This is a genomic window from Salicibibacter kimchii, from assembly GCF_003336365.1.
Taxonomy (GTDB): domain Bacteria; phylum Bacillota; class Bacilli; order Bacillales; family Marinococcaceae; genus Salicibibacter; species Salicibibacter kimchii.
Genome location: NZ_CP031092.1, coordinates 1,716,379 through 1,735,245 on the forward strand (window position 1 = coordinate 1,716,379; position 18,867 = coordinate 1,735,245).

The 18,867-nt window shown below is 38.5% G+C and carries 25 protein-coding genes and 2 pseudogenes; all 27 read right to left on the minus strand.

Translation table 11 applies throughout. The annotated features are described in order from the left end of the window. Positions 1-148: 148 nt before the first annotated feature. The 27 genes and pseudogenes from DT065_RS08560 to DT065_RS08685 all read right to left on the minus strand — a co-directional run bounded on the left by DT065_RS08560 (position 149) and on the right by DT065_RS08685 (position 18,838). Positions 149-850, minus strand: coding sequence for a DUF998 domain-containing protein (locus DT065_RS08560; protein WP_114372531.1), 702 nt, complete (start codon positions 848-850; stop codon positions 149-151). 183 nt (positions 851-1,033) lie between these two features. Next, entirely contained in the window at positions 1,034-1,297 is a 264-nt protein-coding gene (locus tag DT065_RS08565; RefSeq protein WP_114372533.1) for a hypothetical protein, read from the minus strand. 91 nt (positions 1,298-1,388) lie between these two features. Next, positions 1,389-2,258: a hypothetical protein gene (locus tag DT065_RS08570; protein ID WP_227002774.1), complete on the minus strand. Its 870-nt coding sequence runs from the start codon at positions 2,256-2,258 to the stop codon at positions 1,389-1,391. A 72-nt stretch (positions 2,259-2,330) separates the two neighbouring features. Beyond that, positions 2,331-2,846 carry a TetR/AcrR family transcriptional regulator gene (locus DT065_RS08575; protein ID WP_227002775.1) on the minus strand — a complete coding sequence of 172 codons (516 nt, stop codon included), beginning with the start codon at positions 2,844-2,846 and terminating at the stop codon, positions 2,331-2,333. A 249-nt stretch (positions 2,847-3,095) separates the two neighbouring features. Then, entirely contained in the window at positions 3,096-3,380 is a 285-nt protein-coding gene (locus DT065_RS08580; protein ID WP_114372539.1) for a hypothetical protein, read from the minus strand. After that, the gene (locus DT065_RS08585) at positions 3,377-3,610 is read right to left on the minus strand and encodes a helix-turn-helix transcriptional regulator (protein ID WP_114372541.1); all 234 of its coding nucleotides are present in this window, start codon (positions 3,608-3,610) and stop codon (positions 3,377-3,379) included. Before DT065_RS08585 ends, DT065_RS08580 begins: the two co-directional genes overlap by 4 nt. Positions 3,611-3,898: 288 nt before the next feature. Continuing rightward, a complete protein-coding gene (locus DT065_RS08590) occupies positions 3,899-4,093 on the minus strand; it encodes a hypothetical protein (RefSeq protein ID WP_114372542.1) in 195 nt (64 codons plus the stop codon). Between the two features lie 735 nt (positions 4,094-4,828). Then, positions 4,829-5,107, minus strand: coding sequence for a hypothetical protein (locus DT065_RS18855; RefSeq protein WP_160112463.1), 279 nt, complete (start codon positions 5,105-5,107; stop codon positions 4,829-4,831). A 419-nt stretch (positions 5,108-5,526) separates the two neighbouring features. Next, positions 5,527-5,694, minus strand: a complete 168-nt coding sequence (locus DT065_RS18860) for a hypothetical protein (protein WP_160112464.1) — start codon at positions 5,692-5,694, stop codon at positions 5,527-5,529. 59 nt (positions 5,695-5,753) lie between these two features. Further along, positions 5,754-5,990, minus strand: coding sequence for a YczI family protein (locus DT065_RS18865; protein WP_160112465.1), 237 nt, complete (start codon positions 5,988-5,990; stop codon positions 5,754-5,756). A gap of 106 nt (positions 5,991-6,096) precedes the next feature. Continuing rightward, positions 6,097-7,128 (minus strand): S66 family peptidase, encoded by a 1,032-nt coding sequence (locus DT065_RS08610; protein WP_114372550.1) that lies wholly within the window; start codon positions 7,126-7,128, stop codon positions 6,097-6,099. Between the two features lie 221 nt (positions 7,129-7,349). Continuing rightward, the gene (locus DT065_RS08615; protein WP_227002776.1) at positions 7,350-7,946 is read right to left on the minus strand and encodes a CPBP family intramembrane glutamic endopeptidase; all 597 of its coding nucleotides are present in this window, start codon (positions 7,944-7,946) and stop codon (positions 7,350-7,352) included. Between the two features lie 646 nt (positions 7,947-8,592). Further along, positions 8,593-9,126 (minus strand): DinB family protein, encoded by a 534-nt coding sequence (locus tag DT065_RS08620; RefSeq protein WP_114372551.1) that lies wholly within the window; start codon positions 9,124-9,126, stop codon positions 8,593-8,595. A gap of 129 nt (positions 9,127-9,255) precedes the next feature. Further along, positions 9,256-9,354: pseudogene (locus DT065_RS19685) on the minus strand (integrase); the annotation flags it as partial. 140 nt (positions 9,355-9,494) lie between these two features. Next, a pseudogene (locus DT065_RS19690) lies at positions 9,495-9,701 on the minus strand (DUF3923 family protein); the annotation flags it as partial. After that, the gene (locus tag DT065_RS08635; protein WP_114372553.1) at positions 9,694-10,323 is read right to left on the minus strand and encodes a DJ-1/PfpI family protein; all 630 of its coding nucleotides are present in this window, start codon (positions 10,321-10,323) and stop codon (positions 9,694-9,696) included. The gene DT065_RS08635 and the pseudogene DT065_RS19690, both read right to left, overlap by 8 nt. Before the next feature lie 160 nt (positions 10,324-10,483). Further along, entirely contained in the window at positions 10,484-10,873 is a 390-nt protein-coding gene (locus DT065_RS08640; RefSeq protein ID WP_160112466.1) for an NAD(P)H-dependent oxidoreductase, read from the minus strand. Further along, a complete protein-coding gene (locus DT065_RS19520) occupies positions 10,857-11,072 on the minus strand; it encodes an NAD(P)H-dependent oxidoreductase (protein WP_160112467.1) in 216 nt (71 codons plus the stop codon). The genes DT065_RS08640 and DT065_RS19520 overlap by 17 nt, the downstream gene beginning before the upstream one ends. A 260-nt stretch (positions 11,073-11,332) precedes the next feature. Then, positions 11,333-11,899: a DUF3231 family protein gene (locus tag DT065_RS08650; protein ID WP_114372559.1), complete on the minus strand. Its 567-nt coding sequence runs from the start codon at positions 11,897-11,899 to the stop codon at positions 11,333-11,335. A 204-nt stretch (positions 11,900-12,103) separates the two neighbouring features. Next, complete coding sequence (locus tag DT065_RS08655) at positions 12,104-12,658, minus strand: nucleoside/nucleotide kinase family protein (protein ID WP_114372561.1); 555 nt, start codon at positions 12,656-12,658, stop codon at positions 12,104-12,106. Between the two features lie 15 nt (positions 12,659-12,673). Continuing rightward, positions 12,674-13,060, minus strand: coding sequence for an NUDIX hydrolase (locus DT065_RS08660; RefSeq protein WP_114372563.1), 387 nt, complete (start codon positions 13,058-13,060; stop codon positions 12,674-12,676). Between the two features lie 686 nt (positions 13,061-13,746). Further along, entirely contained in the window at positions 13,747-14,217 is a 471-nt protein-coding gene (gene ytkD, locus DT065_RS08665) for an RNA deprotection pyrophosphohydrolase (protein WP_114376195.1), read from the minus strand. A gap of 71 nt (positions 14,218-14,288) precedes the next feature. Beyond that, positions 14,289-14,789, minus strand: coding sequence for a YwpF family protein (locus DT065_RS08670; protein ID WP_160112468.1), 501 nt, complete (start codon positions 14,787-14,789; stop codon positions 14,289-14,291). Between the two features lie 15 nt (positions 14,790-14,804). Further along, positions 14,805-14,972, minus strand: a complete 168-nt coding sequence (locus DT065_RS18870; protein WP_160112469.1) for a hypothetical protein — start codon at positions 14,970-14,972, stop codon at positions 14,805-14,807. 160 nt (positions 14,973-15,132) lie between these two features. After that, positions 15,133-16,308: a MalY/PatB family protein gene (locus DT065_RS08675; protein ID WP_160112470.1), complete on the minus strand. Its 1,176-nt coding sequence runs from the start codon at positions 16,306-16,308 to the stop codon at positions 15,133-15,135. Between the two features lie 372 nt (positions 16,309-16,680). Next, complete coding sequence (locus tag DT065_RS08680) at positions 16,681-17,943, minus strand: ABC transporter permease (RefSeq protein WP_114372567.1); 1,263 nt, start codon at positions 17,941-17,943, stop codon at positions 16,681-16,683. Then, positions 17,936-18,838: an ABC transporter ATP-binding protein gene (locus DT065_RS08685; protein WP_114372569.1), complete on the minus strand. Its 903-nt coding sequence runs from the start codon at positions 18,836-18,838 to the stop codon at positions 17,936-17,938. Before DT065_RS08685 ends, DT065_RS08680 begins: the two co-directional genes overlap by 8 nt. Between the last annotated feature and the right edge of the window lie 29 nt (positions 18,839-18,867).

The following is an 18,867-nucleotide window of genomic DNA, read 5'->3' on the forward strand; positions in this document are numbered from 1 at the left end:
CGAAAAGCCCTAATTTCTCTACAATGCATTTGTTCAACATAATTGGTCTGTTAAAAGCAAAGATGGCGCAAGACTTATTCCAGAATAGCGCCTCGTTAAACGTAAGCTCAGAAGAAAATATCATTCCTAATCTGTGTTCAACCTCAATTTAATCTTTCTTTCGCCAAAGCGCAATCGCTGTAATGACCATCCACAAATACACAGATCCGTAAAGTATTCGTTGTAATAAACCGAAGAAATCGACAAATGGCTGTAAGGACATAAGTATTAGCGCACTTGTGGTGATCAACGCACAAATGAATGTCCAAATCGATAACTTTGGCATTTCTTTTCGAATGGACAAACCAATTAAGATTAAAGCTGGGACTTGAACAATCATTCCTGGGATGGAAGGAATGGTGTGCCAGAGAAAATTCACATCAGCAGGGAAGATCCCTGCAATTGTATAGCTGAGCCCAAAGATAAAAAGAAAAATGGTCGCAATTGTTGTTTCTCGTCTATCCGGCCAAAATTGATGTAAAAAAAGTGCACCAACAAAAATGGCAATGCCTGTAAATGTAAACGTCCAATTCATTAGTAAATGATAAGGTGAACAGATTTCTAAAGATGAGAGTACATACGTATCGGTTCCACACGTTGTTACACCAAGGTCACTCATGGGCTGTGCAAGAAAATTGTACGGCGCAGTGGTTGTTTGAATAACGATGTAGTCGATAATAAAATATATACTTAGTGATATCCAGCATATAAAACCAGTCTTTGCAATTATAGTGCGCTGATGTCTAAGTAGGAAAATCACGCATATGACGATAATGGTTAACAAAGCCATTAAGAAATAAGGTGAATCCATCTATATTGCCCCCACTGAATATTCTCCTTTATTATGTGGCCAATATTGCTCTAACTCAATCTTTTTCACTACATGTCCAGAATGATCAGCAGGGCAATCTCTTTCATTTATTCAACAAAAGCGCCTGTTGATTGAAAATCGAAAAATGCTAAAATGACATCGCCCCAACCAGGCACAACCACCCTACACAATTGCCATTACCGAAATCAAAATAATCATATAAATGAGTGTTTGTATCGCTAATGTCGGTGTCACCGTTTTGTGCTCTGTTGTTGAACGTAAGCTATTTAGAACAGCTCCAAACCCGAGTAATGCTGCTATTATAAGCATTGGATAACTTAATAACGGAGGAGGTTGATAATCATCTGGGAGTGAAAATCCTATAGTTAAAACAATTGTAAAATATACAATACAAATAACCGTGATCACGTTCAGAAATCGATTCATTGCCACACCTCAATAAAACCTTTTGTTGCTCCAGAAAATGGCCTTATTCTTTAAGAGAACGCAATCTTTGTTATTCCAGAATTGCGCCTCTTTAATTGAACAATGCCCGTTTAATCTTCTCTTTCCTAACAAAAAGCACAAAGGACATAATTGTTGCACCAAGCCAAATGAATAACACAATACCAGTAAGAATTGGTAAAGCAGATAGTTCGAATACTGTACGACCTAATGCCGTTTGAAAACCGATCAAAATAATTGATACAATCCACGCGATACTTCCATAATGAATAAGTGTTTTTTTCAAGCGATCCTTTACTTGAGAATTTTCCAAAAACCAAGCAGGTAAAATCAATGTTTGCAGAGCATGAAATCCTATTCCATGTAGGACAATTAAATTTCCCATATCCCCTGTGAAACGACCTTGAAGCACAATCATCCATATTCCAGCGAGATTGCCGACTAGAATTGAGAAGAACGCATAGCGAATACCTAATATAATCAATGGTCGTTCATACGGTGATTTTATCCTAAAAAACTGGATGGTAAGTACCAGTGCTAAAATGACAAGCAACAGTGAGATAACCCCAAATAGCATTCCGGCGATCATATCAACTAGAGAACCCTCAACAGAAAATCTAGGATTAAGTCCTCGCAAATGTTGTATGCTTTCAATTCCATAGGAGTAGAGACTTGATACAATAAACAGCCGCCTTATCACCTTTCGTTTACGCACTGTTAACTTTGCTAAAGGTAATATAGCGGCAATGGAAAGGATATAAATCCCGACTGCCGCATTAAAAGAGAATGCACTTTCTAAATTCCCCTCCGGTAAAACAATTGGTCCTTGAAAATAGATAACCACAGCGGTAAAAACAGCCAAAACAATTCCGAATAATCCAGTTAGGATAAGCCACCGTTCCCCCTCAAATAGCTTAACTGACGGTTCCGCAACGTCATTCAAGAGTCCTCGCTCCTTCAATTTATTTATTAATCAATAAATAGTGAGTTAAAAAAATCACGCTGATGACTTTTTTTAGTCCTTATTATGTCCTTGAGCTAATTCAGGTAAGTCCAGCACTTCTGAAACCGTAATGAGTAAACCGGTTCCTATGAAATGAGCTGCTGTCATTTTTGCGTTAGGAATCCCTGCTCTTTCAAATTTCAAAATCAACGATTCAAATATACTAAGAAACATCTTACGAACGTGATTTCGAATGTCAACTTCTGAAATAGCATGTGCCTGCATGATCATCAACACCTCATCCCGATGAGTTTGTATGATTTGAGTGAATGCATATCCCATCGCTTCAATTAATTGATCAGTAGGTGCTTCAACCTCTGAAAAGGTATCATAAATCCGACTGAAAGCACGATCAAGGACAACCTTGAATAAGTCTTCTTTGTTTTCAAAGAAATGGAACACATATGGTTGGGATACTCCCGCAGCCTTTGCCACCATCGCTGTTGTTGTTTTATAATATCCATTCTCTGCAAAAATACCAACGGCATTTTCTATAATTACTTCCTTCTTATCTTCACGAACTGCCACTAAAATCATTCCTCAATTTATTTATTGATCAATAAATAAATTATATGAGAAGTTATTCCCGTTGTCAAGGATCTTAATACAGTTAGATCAAAATATCTCCGTAATACATTATTTGCTGTGTTAACCTGTTTCATTTCTTGAACAAGAAGACAGTTTACTGATCCAATAACCGTTATACATTATAATGGTCCAACAATCCAATAACGAGCGCTATACTTATTCCAGAATAGCGCTCGTTTGCTTAAAACTCTACATTTTTTTACGCTGAATAAGAATGCTAATGCCATTACTAACGAAGACTAAGCTCATCCAAACTGTCATTGTCGTTCTTACTTGTTCCACAGTTGGATTGAAAAACTCAATAAATAACAGATGAAAAGTAAAACCGAGAAATATAAAAACAAAGGCTGCCTGTGCTGCTTTAGCAAGAATAGTCTTGCCTCTTTCATCCTTACCTTCCGATGATGTGAAGGTAATATATACACCAATGCCGTACGCCGCAAGTATTATAGAAATAAGATATATCGCAATCATCCTCCACACTCTCCTTTCTTTTCATATGAAAAAATCTCATCAATTCTTTTTCTGTACAATTGGGAAATTTCAAATGCTAACATAAGAGATGGATTATATTTGCTTGCTTCAAGGGAGTTTATCGTTTGCCTGGTTACACCTAGTTGTTCTGCTACGTACTTTTGTGTCCATCTTTTCTCAGCTCGCAGAAGATATAAATTGTTGCTCAAAACACGTTCACTTTTTTTCAACTGTCCCCCTCCTCGATATTAAGTTAAAAATAATTTACATATGTAATATATATTTAACGTTATTGAGTGTCAATCAATAATGAATAGAAACTTTGTTTTGATTTAACGGCTTAACCCCCAATACACGATTAAAGGCGCTTTCCACTCTTTAGAAGAAAGCGCCTGTTTTATGTTATAGATTAAATGCTTTTGCTTTGTACTGCTCCATTAAATGGCCTGATTCTGGTACAACTTTTATTCCACAATAGCGCTCGTTTGCTTAAATTCTTTAATAATCATGCCTACAAATTACTGTTCACAAGATACTGACCAATTTAAAGCTAACAAATCTACATTTTCCTCTGTAATAGTTCCATTGTTTTCCACACAGGCACTTTTTGCTTCTATAAAGCCGTTGTAGCTTAAAGCAATACTAATTGTCACCATAGCCGTGACCGTAAGAATTAACCCGATAATCACATTTCTTATCCTTTTTGATCTCATCGAGTTGCCTCCTCTTTAACTCACAAATTCCTACTTGTTCGATTAGCGCCCTTCGTTAATGGAGTACACCAAAAAGTCTTGCCTCATTTACGCTTGGACCTTGTTTGTTCATTCATTCCCGAGAATGATTATCTTTATTTCGCACCTCTGTCATTATTTGATCAACTTTTGACTCGATATTATCCAGGCGTTCCTCATCATTCGTTTTTCCCCGAGTTTGATAATGTTTCACTGTAGCGTACGAACCAATCACAAAACTGCCAATTATAACTACACAGATTGTATATATAAAGACACTAAAAGGCTCCATGCTTAACCTCCCTAGAATCAAATTTCAAACACTCATTTGAAACGGTTTTTTGTTTCCTTGAACACCGACATTACCAGGCCCACAATCGTGCTTCGATTGCTTAGACATATTGAACTACAAGCTTATTCTATATGAATCCTTACTCGTAATGTGGCTTCTGTTCTTTCATCAGAGCGCTGAGATTAAGATATAAAGCATAACATCCTACTGCTATTGTAAATCCGGCAAACCAAAAATCAGCAGGGTTGAATAAAACATGAAAGGTCGTTATGAATGCGGGCACAATCATGACAATTGCAATCATATTTCGGACATAATTATGCATTTTATCTCTTCTTCCTCCTTCTGAAAATGCCCAATAAGCCAAATAAGGAGCGGAATATTTGTTCCGCAAAAGCGCTTCGTTAGTTGTATAGAAATGATTTTTACATTTCACCTATTCCGTGGGCAAGAATACTAAATAACAAACTTATCGTTGTTAAGCCAGCAACTGGAATAGCAAAATATTTGTTGTTTTTGAACTCATAGATAGCTGTAAACGAACCAGCTACACATAGCACTAACCAAACAGGAACAAATATTGCAGATGCTATATTTGTTGGTAACAGAGTGTAGCCACTAGTTAAGAAAAATACCCAATGTAAAATTAGCAACCCTAAAATTACATAAGAAATATTTCTAGGTGATTTTGCGACGATGACCACTCCCTTTCACTCTATCCCTTTTCCGCAAGACAGGAAGCTTACTTTTATTCCGCATAAACGCTTCGTTAATTGCAAAAGCATTCACATAAAAACAATCGTTTTTTGGGGTATTTAAAAACTAATGTAATGCCAACTAATAATAAAAAAAACGCCCCTGCCAGTACGATATATCCAGAAAATATTGTGATCTTTCCTGTCTTAGATATCTTTTTCAACCATCCAAATTTTTCAAGGTTTACTTTCAAGATGCTATAACTCCCCAGCAGCAATTATAAATAAAGCCATAAATGGGTGAACCATGAAAACACCTCCTAGCATTACTACACTTACTCAATTAAATGGCATTATTCTTTAGGAGAGCGCATTCCCTGTTATTCCAGAATTGCGCTTCGATAATTGATTACAGAAGATCCTGTTTCTTAAAATAAAGTAAACCAAATCATTTGCAAAACATCCCTCGTAAATAAGTAAATAAAGGTCACAATCATCGCTGCAGGGAATGTAATAAGAATAAGCTTTCCGATGGATAACGACTCATATATCTCCACCAATCGGTTAAGAACAGAATTATAATTTAGCTTGTTCATAAGTACCTCCCTTTATTATGAGTATGACAAGCGTTATCCTTATTCAAGATAAGCTCTCTTTAACTTAATAAAATATCGATACCCACAAATAAGGAAAAACCAGACGTAAGAAAAGCAATAATAGCTGTGGGTTTTCTTTTCTCTCTACATTCACCGAATCCCAAGACTAAAAACATTGCTCCTAAAAGTAGTTGCGTAAACAAAGCGTTATGTTCTCCAGTCATTAAGTTGTAACTTGAGACAGCAGCCAAGACAGCAGCCACTAAAATTCCTAAAATAGCCATGGTTGTTTTCATTATCAGCAAGTAACCCCTTCTAAAATATTGACATTTCCAACTTCCGCATAAGCGCCTCGTTTGCGGTAGAGTGACACCTGCAACCGAAAGGCTGATTAAAAGTATCTTATTCAACGCCATTTTCCAAAATCGAAAAAGTGCGTTCATTGCAATTAATCTCGGCCATCGCACCATACGGCAAAATAAACTTTGGTTCGGTATGGCCGAAATTCAAGTTGTAAAGAATCGGTAAATCGAGCAGATCATTTTCTCTCATGACTTGTTGAATGACTTCTTTATATTCATTGTAATAATGCTCATCTTGCGGTTTGCCGAAGATCATCCCATTGGCACTTTTCAAAATGCCTTGCGCAGCATAATTTCGCAACCAGCGTTTGATCATTTCCGGTTCTGTTTTTTCTTCAGATGTCTCAAAGAAAAGGATACTGTCTTCCCAATGTTTGCTATCCGGCCAGATTTCCGTTCCTTTAGCGAACTCCAGTACTTCTATACAACCTCCGATCAAACGCCCGTGTGCAACACCTGATCCTTGGAGTACTTCATATCCCGAATTCGACTGCATCTTACGTCGTTGATGCTTATTCGCTTCATCCCATTCCAGAAACTCACTCGTCCATTTTTTAGCAGGTTGAATATTACCAATCATCTCGCCCGAAAAAAGCGTTCTCTGGATCATTTCCACCGTATAATTATCCATTTCCACGTTTTCAGCAAAGTCGGTTAAAATCGCCGGACCATAGAAAGAGGAAATGCCTGCTTTATAGCAAAACAAATGGGGCATCGTTACATCGGAATAGCCTATAAATATTTTCGGATTCTCGCTAATCACCTCAAAATCAATATATGGCAGTAAACGTATGCTATCATCACCACCGATATTGGTAATAATCCCCTTAATTGTCTGATCCTTAAAAGCTGCCATTAAATCCTCTGCACGTGACTGCGGGTTTTTATAAACGTAATCAGAGCCTTTTAAGCTATTCGGCATAGGAACAACCTGTAGACCAAAAACATCTTCTAATCTTTTTACACCCTGATTATAGCGCCATCTGATATTTGAATCACCGGCCGCTCCCGAAGAAGGGCTTACTGTCGCAATTTTATCCCCTGATCTCAATTTTTCTGGTTTTATTAACAACTGAAAAACACCTTTCTGACATAACTTAATGCTTATTTTTAATCAATTAAATGGCCTGACTCCTGCATACTTTTATTCCATTAAAGCGCTCTTTAATTGAAGAATACATGACTGGTGGAACTGGCTTTATCATCAGACAAATTGCCTTGTATTCCTCTGTCCCTATCATTATTTGTCCCCCCAATTTAAAGGGGATTTGAACGGTCGTAAAATTCTTAAAATCATTTCCATATGCTTTTTTTGTATAAAATGTTCTTTGGATTTATAACAATTAGTATCAACGCGAGGGCAAAATAAGAAAGCATAACGTATACTAAAATGTCTAATAAATCCCCTCTAATTATCACAAGAGAAAAATTAAATATCCGGTGCGTAACAATCGGTACCACTAGGTTTTTATTTAAGTTGTAAAACAAAGTCACAATAATAGAGAAAGATATAATCCCAATCATAAAAAGTACGCTATACTTGATTAAATCCACACCCGTATAACCCGAGGCAAACCATAATGGAGTGTGCCAAAACCCCCATAAAACACCTACTATCAGAGCCGATATCAATGGAGAATACTTCTTTTGAAGTTCATTTAAGGCATATCCCCTCCAACCTAACTCTTCACCTAAAGGCCCCCTCACTAATTGATCTAAAAATGCTAGAGATAGGATTCCAAGACCTGAAAATGATATTGCTAAACCTTGAGTATCAGTTGTATTTGATAGCAAGAATATGGTTACGCCGATGATTATAACTTGGATAATGGTGCTAAGAACAGAGAGCCTAATCCTTGGAGCAAATTGCTGTTTTACAAAATCCTTCAACCTTAATCCCGGATAGATCCTTTTAAATAAAATAATAAATGCGAATGTTGATGACCATGCGGCAATGATTTGTAAAATATTTGTTATGCTCTCTGGCCCACTAACACAATGCTAACACCGATAATCAGAAATAGCACAATAAATATTACATAAGTTAAAACAACAAAACTGATCAATGATCTTTTTAGTGTTGTTTTCTTTCCTATACTGACCTACCCCTTAGATAAATTGTTAGCTTGTATATTAATATTCGATCTCAAAATACTAAAGACAGTTTACCACTTTTAACCATCACCCCCAAACGAAAGCCCTTTTTCCGCAAATGCGCCTCGATTCTTGAACTAAGATAATGTTTATCCACCCGGTGATTAACTAACCTCCTTGGAGTTCCAGCTTCTTCACGACACTGTCTGGTCCATTAAAAAAAGAAGAACCAGATTGAACTGCTTCACGCCTCTTAAGACAGGCACAACTCTTCTTCCATTTTTGCGTGGAAGATTGGTCGATACCTTATTAGCGCACAATATCTTCGTTATGCGCAACAACTCTTTTATTTTTATTCAGCAAATTGCCCGATTGTTGAAGTGCTCATAGCGTATTATTTATCCTAAAATTTTTAAGCATATATGATATTAATCGCACTTTTCTATCTAATAGATGATGCATATTCAAATCTAACATAACCAATTTCAGAAGCATTTTTCATTAATTCGAGATTTAACCAAGAGGCTAGTTTATGAAACTCCACCTCATTATTAAAGGGGAACTTACTGTAATGTTTACTGTTTAAATCTTCTTCTGTTACGTTTGATAATGTCTTTTCCCATCTTTCTATCAGAGAGTTGATAGCTGACTTGACTGATTCTACATTTTTATTAACATTTATATCCTCTTTGGTTAGAGTGCCATCACCAAAAGAGTGATTAAATACCATTTCCCACCAAAATGTTATATGCCATAATGTCCAAGCAATACTTGGTGTACCAATATCATAAGCTTCGGATTCGGGTAAGTCAGCATACCAATTTCCATCTACTTCTTGAATATATAGTCCACTATTAGGAGAACGCCACATATATTCATCCTGACTTAATGATGAAAGATGGTATTCGAGAAGTTGTCTAGAAATACTAAATTGAAATTTAATATTATCTATTAATGCTGTATTACTTTTAGTCATGATAATATATCCCTTCTAATCTAATTAAAATTACAATTAGTGCTATATTTACATAATCATACTATATCATTACCCTTTTCAAATAGATAAGCTTGAAGCAGATTACGTTGTTTCACTAAATGGCCCGATTCAAAAATACTTGCTATAAAAATCATGTCTTAATTTCCCACTGAGATGAGCATAAATCCTTGTTGTCTCACTCTTTTCATGACCAAGAAGGCTTTGAATTCCTGAACTGACGTCTCTTGAATTCTTTTGTGTCTTACAATCACCATTGCAACCAACCAAGTTGAATGAGCAAAGGGATTATAAAAGCATGCCAAAACAAAGATATTTAACATAATGATTTCCGGAATTTGAACTGCACCAGTCGCATCAACGTCTCTTTGTGCTAAAAAAATCGATCCTGCTGCAAATAAGGCTAACCAAAAACCACTTACGATCCACCAAGCAATCCAAGCAAATTTCACCAAACTCACCTCTTTATGAACAGCGTTTCCTTGTTCCGTTAAATGGCCTTTTTCTGGTACATCTTTATTCCGCAAAAGCGCCTCGTTAATTGAATGATTATTCACTAAATTCAATGGTTTTTGCTGTGCGTTCCGAAGCAAACTTACCCATTATTTCTTCAACGAGATATAAAGCCATGTTAATTCCTGACGATACACCACCGGAAGTAATCAAATTCCCATCTTGAATCAATTTAGATTTAGAGCTAGTTTCTACAATGATTTCAGGGTATTTTTCTTGAAATTTATTTAATGCTAAATGGTGAGTTGTTGCTTTTCTGCCGTTAAGTAATCCAGTCTCACCTAAAATAAATGATCCAGTGCAAACTGAACATATGTATTCAATATCTTTATTTTTAGTGAGCCAATGTTTCACTTTTTGGTTTTTAACCATTGAAATAACAGCCCTTAATGGTCCGCCTGGAATAATGATGATATCCATTTTAGGACTGCTATCAATACTAAACTGTGGTTCAACTCTAATACCTGAGTGGGTCTTTATTTGCTCACCTGTCTCAGCAATGGTAGATACTTCAAAGGGCATGTTAGTTGGTAATTGTTTTTTATACAAAGAAATATACTGTTCTACTTTTGTTTTTGCAGTGAGTGATAAAACCTCAGCTGGACCAGCAAAATCTAAAATGTCTACAAAATCGTATAATAGTATCCCTACATTTTTCTTTTTCACGGAGAAAAGTCTCCCCTCTTATTCCGGATAGGCGCTCGATAATGGAACATCAATTACGATGAAATTATTTGAACCTTTCACTCCACCACACCAAAAGTGCGAAGCAAAAAACCCGAAGGTTATCAGTATCCTCGATTTGATTTTTTTCCTTCCTTTTAAGTTATAAAGAAGCACCTATATTCTCTGCCTCTTCCAAAAGTGCTTTTTGGTGATCTTCAGGGAGAATATCGTCATCTTCAAATTCACCCAAAGTGTTATATAGTAAATGAACGTGTGTATCCTGAACATCTATATAATTTGAAATGCCCACATTTAAATGGTGTTCCATCATTTTGTTGTACCCTCTTTTATCATATTTATGTTTTGGATGACCGCTAAGTCCAATCCAACGTATCTTATCAACTACAGGTCCTGCATTACCTCCATAAGCGATGCCGAAATTAAAGATTCGATCTATATAACCTTTCATGATTGCTGGTAAACTATACCACCAAATAGGAAAAATGAATATTAAAGCGTGACTCTCTTTCACTTTAACGATTTCTTGCATGACTACCAGAGTAAACTTTATTTGGGTTCTCAAAGTCAGGCTCATCTTCAGGGAATAAGATAGGGTTAAATCTCTCTTGATACAGATCGAAAACCTCGAACTCGTGGCCAGACTCTTTCAATCCTTTAGTAAAATTCTCTACAACAGAAGTTGTAAGTGAATCCTCCCGAGGGTGAGCTGTAATTATTTTGACTTGCATAGTGGTTTCCTCCTGCGATAATCTATAATAATAAATTCTGAATAACTTGAAGGTTAAGGTAGAAGCTTCATTCTTAGATTTCAGTTGGGTGTTCATGATGCAATCAGACTCGCAAATTTAATCTGATCGTATTTAATAACTTCTTTAACACCCCAGTAGAGTACTCCATAAAAGGACTCGAGAAATGAATACGTTATTCAACTAAAGCGCTCGTTTGCGGCATAGTCAATTCATACAAACCTTTGGTTCCTTTTTATATCCTAACTTTTATTTTCCGTAGGCGATCCTCCTGGAGGATGATAAAAAGGAGGTACTTTAAGCCAGCCTTTTGTTTGCATTAATTCCTTCATTTTCAGCCCAAGGGATAATTTATCGGCTTGGAATTTTAGAAACATCATTGCTACATCCTTCCGAAGAGATTGGCTTGCTGAAACCGCACACAAATCGGCAGCTGCCACAAAGTTAATATTAATCGTGTTAGTCAGTTCATTATCCGTAAATTTTGTTCCTAACGGTACAGCGCTCGGATCAGATTTCGGCTTAGCTTCAGGCGTCTCTGATAAAGGAACGCCTTCCTGTCGCAGAAATTCATCTAATTCCTTTTGATGAGATTTCATCATTTTACGGCTATCTTGAAGAATCTTCCTCAATTTAGTATCGTTTGTTGTGTTAAGACCTATTTCCACGATAATAACAGCACTCGACACAAAACTATAATATGTCCAACATGCCATCGCTTCACCGATATGTAATGGATCTTTATGGTTATCAGTTAAGGACTCTATAATATCCGCTGCGTTTTTAAATATCATTTTTACAGTGGGCATAATAATCCTCCAGTTTTCTTTTGGATTTAGGTTTATTTTACCCCCCCCCCCGAAAAATATGTATTTTTAATAAGCATCAAAAGCCTTTTTTATTACTTCACAATTCGGCCCTTTTCTGGTACAACTTTATTCCACAAAAGCGCCCTTTTGCGGAAGACGTTAATACAATAATGTTGTCTTACGGAACCGCCGTTTGTAAATGATTTAAAATTCTCCTCTCATTTTACCCACCTTCTTGGATATCAGATTTACAATCTCTGATATCGGTGGTGTTCCATCAATTATGACGTCGGAATTTGGTTTAATCGTATTCAACATTTCAATGTAACCTTTTCTACCTTGAGAGATGTAATTCTCCATATCTGAGAGGATATTTTCAGCAGGAGCCGTTTTAAAATCTCTTGTCACTCGGCGTGCTAACGCAATATCTAACGGGGTATCAATAAATACAGCGAAATCAATGAATTTACGCATTTTGACATGTTTATAGGCAAATGGAAAATCCAAGACAATGTAATCAAGTTGTTGATTATAAAGCTCCTCTAAATCCCTTATAAGAGGTGTTAAGTCCCACCGGTTATAATCGGCTCCATTCTCTACCCAATCTATAATGTCCTTGGGGCCAATGAAATCATAATCATCAAAATAAAGTGCCTTTGAATGACTTAATTCTTGAATTAATTGATTTGTAACCGTTGTTTTACCTCCACCAGTAACACCAGCAATTGCAATAACAGTGGGAGGCTCTATGTTTTTCATAAAATTCATCCACACTTAAAATTGTTCAAGTAAAAAGTCTTTATCATCAGGATAAGCGTGCATTAATTCTTTTATTTCTTCTGATGATTTCCAATCGGCTTCAGCTATTATTCCATCAGGATCATGAATGCCATTACTATCACCAATCTTTGCTACCCTAAAATAATTAGTTTTTACTTCAATACCTTTATCAGTAGTTTCTTTAACTTTTAATTCTTCAATGACTTTTACATCATACCCTGTCTCTTCTTTAACTTCCCTAATACAGCAACATTCTGGGGTCTCAAGTTCTTTTATTCCCCCAGAGGGAACCGCCCATTTATCTGAATAAAAGGCTCTTACCATTAATACTTCACTATTTTCATTAATACAAACTGCTGCTGAATCAGACCAACTTTTCATTAATATCCCCGCAAACACAATAATGAGGTCATACTTATTACTTATTCCACAATAGCGCCCGATAACGGAATGAATTTATCTTAACCAATTAGTATTAAAAGCCTTATTCAATTTAGTATTTTGTCTGTCCTTCTCGCTCAGTCGAGATTGTAAGTATTACAATTTGCATCTCACGAATGAGATGTTCCCCTTTTTCATGAAATAGACATCAACCGACCGCAATGTAATCCTTCTAACGGGGGAAAAGCTGCCCCGAGTGGAACAAGAACATCAATCTAATCCCTCAAACGAAGGTCAATCCGCTCTGAGTGGAACAAGAGAAGCAATGTAATCCCTCTAACGGAGGGAATGCTGCCCCGAGTGGAACAAGATGTAACCGTTCCATTTCTATATTTCTCGTCTAAGACAATCTGGCCCGTTTGCGGAAGATCATTATGTTATTTTTACCATAAAAACACCCTTTGGCCAATGTATATTCGAAGGGGGTGAAACAGAGTATTTTCTTATCGTCGGGTTTGTATTGGTAAATGTCCAGAGCCCATTTAATTTTGTTGGAGGCGAAAAAGTTACCGTGCGGCTACTGCCACATTATGTAACATTAATGAATGAGACGTCCCTTTCAAATGGATTTGAAAAACGTCGCTCGATAAGAAAAGCCGCCGATCCATAACCGGCAGCTTGCTTCTTTATAAAAAATGATTTTCCACATATTCCTTTGCCATTTTCCATACGTTATCTTTCATGATAAAGCTGAAATCCTTGTTGTTTTCCAATTTCTCCGGGATGGTTTCCTGCAACGACGGACCTTTTGTTTCCATATACCCCTTTTTGGATTGTAAGTACGCGATGTCAGCAAAATATACATTTTTCACGACCGTGTCAGAGCGTCCTCGCACTTCGTATTGGCCCAGGTAGTAAAGATTATTGATCCGGGCACCTGTTTCTTCCCACACCTCCCGGATGGCAGCGCCTTCCGGCACTTCCCCTTTTTCCACTTTTCCACCGGGAAATTCCAATCCACGTCGTGGATGCTTGGTAAGCAACCACTGTCCCTTATATCTGCAAAGCACCAACACATGCCATGGCTGCTCTGAAAACGGTTCACGGCGAAAAGAGAGGCTGACCTCATTTCCATAATAGTCGATGAACGTGTGTATCATGTTTTATAGCCTCTGCTTTCATTATCCGGTACTTCAGAAACCAGTTGATCACGAAAAAAATTCCTTAGCTATTCAGCGTGATCAAGAGGAGAATATCCTTGTGTACGATATTGCTTATATAACGATCGAGCCAAATGCCTGGACCAGCTTCCCCGATCTTGTTTTCGTTTTTTAAACTCTGTAAGGAGCTCATCTCCTGAATAACCGTCTTCAATCAACGTCTCCAGAATATAATTAAAGACCTCTTCTTTTTTCACTGCCATCTTCCCGTCGATTAGGATCGAATAACGATCCGTGAGTGAACGAATGGAGCGCACGCGACCGACCATCGTTGCCGGATCATTTTGCGTGTGTGAGATGAGCACTTCCATCACCACTTTACACGCTTCGTTTAATAATTGTTGAAAGGTAGCAACCCCCGATTCTGCCACTACCGCTTCCACCAACCACCAACCATCTTCCTCGCGGTTAATCACGAGTCCTTCTTGTATTTTAACTTGTTCTTCTGTCAGTTCTTTTTTGTCTTCTTGCAATAGCAAATGTAAACCGCGCAGGCGAAACGTTTTCATAAGCGCCTCCATGTTTCATACAAAAGTTTCCATCGATGTGTTCTTTTTTTCGGAAGCATGTGCTTTCTTACACTGTTTCTCGCCTACCCAATCAAGGAAGTTGATCTCCTCTTCCGTAAGCGGTCGGTGTAAGGAGGTTTGAAATTCTTCTGCTAATTCTTGACTAAGCTTTTCTTCCATCATAAGACAATTCCCCTTTGTCAATGTGGAGCTGTCCCTTTTCCGATGCGTCATTCTTCTCTCTTTTGTACTAGCCTATTCACATACTTCTATACAAATGCTTAAATTCCTCTATTTCTTTTAAAAAAATATGGGATTCCCATTATAATAACAAATATAACGTTTAAATGTTTACCTTTTTATCATATGCTGTTTTTAAGCGATTCAGCCCTTCAACGATATGTTCACGTGGAGCCGCCACATTCATTCTTGCAAATCCGCTTCCGGCTTTCCCAAACATATGGCCGTCATTCAGCGCGATTTTGCCCTCTTTTCTAAGCCAATCCTGTAAATCATCTTGCGTTAATTCCAGCTTTCGAAAATCAAGCCATAGCAAATAGGTCGCTTCCGGCTTTGCAAAACCGATACTCGGCATTTCTTTTTGCAAACGTTCGTTCACATAATTAACATTGCCTTGCACATAATCCAGAAGGGCTTCCAACCACGGCTCCCCGTGCCGATAAGCCGCTTCGGCAGCCGCTGAGGCGTATGGGTTTCCAATCCCCATGAAATTTTGCTTCATTTGCTGCTCTAGTTTCTTTTGCATTTCCTCGTCATTGAATATCACATACGATAGCTGCAAAGACGCAAGGTTAAATGTTTTGCTCGGAGCCATGCAAGTCGCGACCTGTAAGTTTTTCGCTTCTTCAAGCTTGGCGAGAGGAGTATGATTGCCTTGTAAAATCAAATCAGCATGAATTTCATCCGAAATAACAGTGACATCATAACGCGTACACAATTCCGCGATCTTCGCCAATTCTGATTCGGACCACACACGCCCAACGGGATTATGGGGGTTACACAGAATAATCATTTTCGCACCGTTTTTCATGTGCGTTTCAAGGTCGTCAACATCGATTTTGTACTTGCCATCTTCTCCTTCGACCAACCGGTTCTCAAGCAGCGTACGCCGATTGCTTTGTAGCAAAGCAAAAAAAGGATGATATACCGGGGTTTGAATAATAATGCCATCCCCTTCATCCGTGTAAGCATTAATTAAATGATGGATTGCCGGGACGACACCGGGGGTAAAGGTCAGCGCTTCGGGTTTAATTTCCCAGCCAAAGCGTCGCGATGCCCAGTCTCGAATAGCTTGCCGCAACGAATGAGGCGGATGGTGATAACCAAAAACACCGTGCTTAGTCACGTCGTCCAATGCCTTTAAAACAGGATCCGGAGCGCGAAAGTCCATATCCGCGACCCACATCGGCCAGAGGTCATCGTTTTGATAGACAGCCTTTACATTATCCCATTTCATGGAGTTTGTATTTTTGCGGTCGATAATCTCGTCGAAGTTCACTGGGTGTGCCTCCTTCATCTACTGCACATAACATCTTCTCCCATTGTACGATATGAGCAGGCGCGTTGAAAGTCGGAGGCTTTTCTTATTTGATATTGCTTTGTATAAAAACACGTTATAACGGAAACATAAGAAAAGACCGCAGATAACGTCTGCGGTCCCAATAGAGCGAACCCCGAAAAAAGGGATAGCGCTTTGGAGTCATAATAACCCCTTCACGCTCGCTAATACATATGAGGGGGTTATTTTTTATTGTTTTTATGGGCCATGATGAACGTCACGAGTGCCCCAAATGAAATCATTTTGATTCTGCTATTCTACCATGAATAAAATAGTAGGGAATTCTACTACTAGTAATATTCGCTTTAGACGTTATCCCTGTTCATTTTTCTCTTTCCTCGACATCGTCACCGCTTGCTTGATGCCATTTTTAAAGGAAAACTTGCCGTACATCAACACACCGCCTTTATAGATGCGAGCCGCGAGAATGTTGATGAGAATGGCACTGAGTATCAAGATGCCGATAATCAATCCAATCTCCCACATCGGCACCGTCCCCATTCCGATACGAAGGAATAACAACTGTGGTGCGAAAAATGGGATATAGGACATTACTTGAATAAACGTTGCATCCGGTGAGTTTAAGCCGAAGATGGCGATGAAAAAGGCAATCATGGCGACGATGATTAATGGCTGCAAAGCTTGGTTCACTTCTTCGGCACGGCTGACGAGCGCGCCAAGCATCGCCGCGACACCCCCATATAAAAAATAGCCAAGAATGATAAACGCTAAAGCATACAACAGAAGCGTAATGTCCGTTACTTCTCCGACGATATTCTGCAGCATATCATCGCCACTCATCATCACCCCGATGACAGCCGCGGCAACAAGGGCCAAGAGGTTAATGATTCCGACGATGCCGATGCCCACAAGTTTCCCTAACATTTGTGTGACCGGATTGACACTTGAAACAATCAGTTCCATGACGCGAGAGGATTTCTCTGTTGCCACTTCGGTTGCAATCATCGTCCCAAACGTAATGATAATGATGTATGTGGCAATAACCAGCACATATACCATCCAGTATGCTTGCATATGCGATTCTTCTGTTTGCACCTCTCCTTCCGGCGTGAGAGGTTGTTCATTAAAAGAAATCGGGGCATACATCATTTCCAGTTCTTCTTCATTTACATCCAATTCACTTGCCGCCAAAGCTTCTTTTACATTTTGCACATCTTGGTTAACTTGCTGGCTGACCATGAAATCACTATCACTATCGTAAAAATCCGCTTCAAGGCTCAATGCATCTCCACTTAATACAAGGACATGTTCATATTCTTCGTTCTCCGCGGCTTCAATGGCGTCTTCTTCATTGCCCTCGGTATAATTCACATAATCAAATGTCCCTTCTTCATACCCATCAAGCCTTGCGCCGAAAGCATCTTCTGTTTCATCCACAACTGCGATGCCCGGGGCTGTTTCTTCATCTTCATCATCAGTAAACGTTGACATCATATTATCTGCATTGATTAGCCCGATGATCAACAATACCATAATGATCATAGACCACATGAAAGCTTTCGATTTTAAACGTCTGCTCGCCGTATGACCGACAGTAATCCAAAAATTATTCACCTTCTTCACCTCCAGCTTTATCTATAAATATATCGTGCAAAGAAGGCTCCTCTACCTCAAATTTACGAACAAAGCCTTCTTGGGCAACCGTGTAAAAAAGATCTTCAGCCACTTGTTTGTTTTCCACTTTGACAGTTGCTCCATTTTTTGTTTTATCCAAACTTAAAACCCCGGGAGTGCTGTCAAGAAACTGCAAATCGTAGTCCGCTCGAATGCTGATGTTTTTCATGCCGTAAGATTTCTTAATCTCCCTTAAATTCCCTTGCAATACGGGCTTCCCACGTTTTAGCATGATAAGGTCTTCACACAGTTCTTCGACGTTTCGCATCTGGTGACTGGAAAAAACAATCGTCGTGCCCGCTTCCTGCAAATTTCGCACCGCGTCACGCAACATGTCCGTGTTCACAGGGTCGAGACCGCTGAACGGTTCATCTAAAATTAAAAGCTCGGGCTCATGTAAAACCGCCGCGATAAATTGAATTTTTTGTTGGTTTCCTTTTGATAGTTCTTCGATTTTCTTATTTTCATATTCCGGAACTTGAAAGCTTTCCAGCCAATCGCGCATGCGGGCGACAATATCCGGCTTCTTCATTCCTTTCAGTCGCATTAAATAAATAAGTTGTTCTTTGACGGTAAGCTTCGGATAAAGTCCCCTTTCCTCGGGAAGATAGCCAATTAAGTGCGTCCGTTTAAAGGAGAGCGGTCCGCCTTCCCAAGTGACAGAACCATTCGTGGGGTCAAGGAGCCCCAATATCATCCGGAACGTCGTAGTTTTCCCCGCTCCATTCGCCCCCAACATGCCAAACATACTGCCTTTTTCTACTGTGAGGGACAAGCCGTCTACGGCCGTGTGTTTGCCGAACTGTTTTTCCACATCATTAATCACGAGTGTCATAGAATTCTCCTTTTTGGATTTAATTAAAA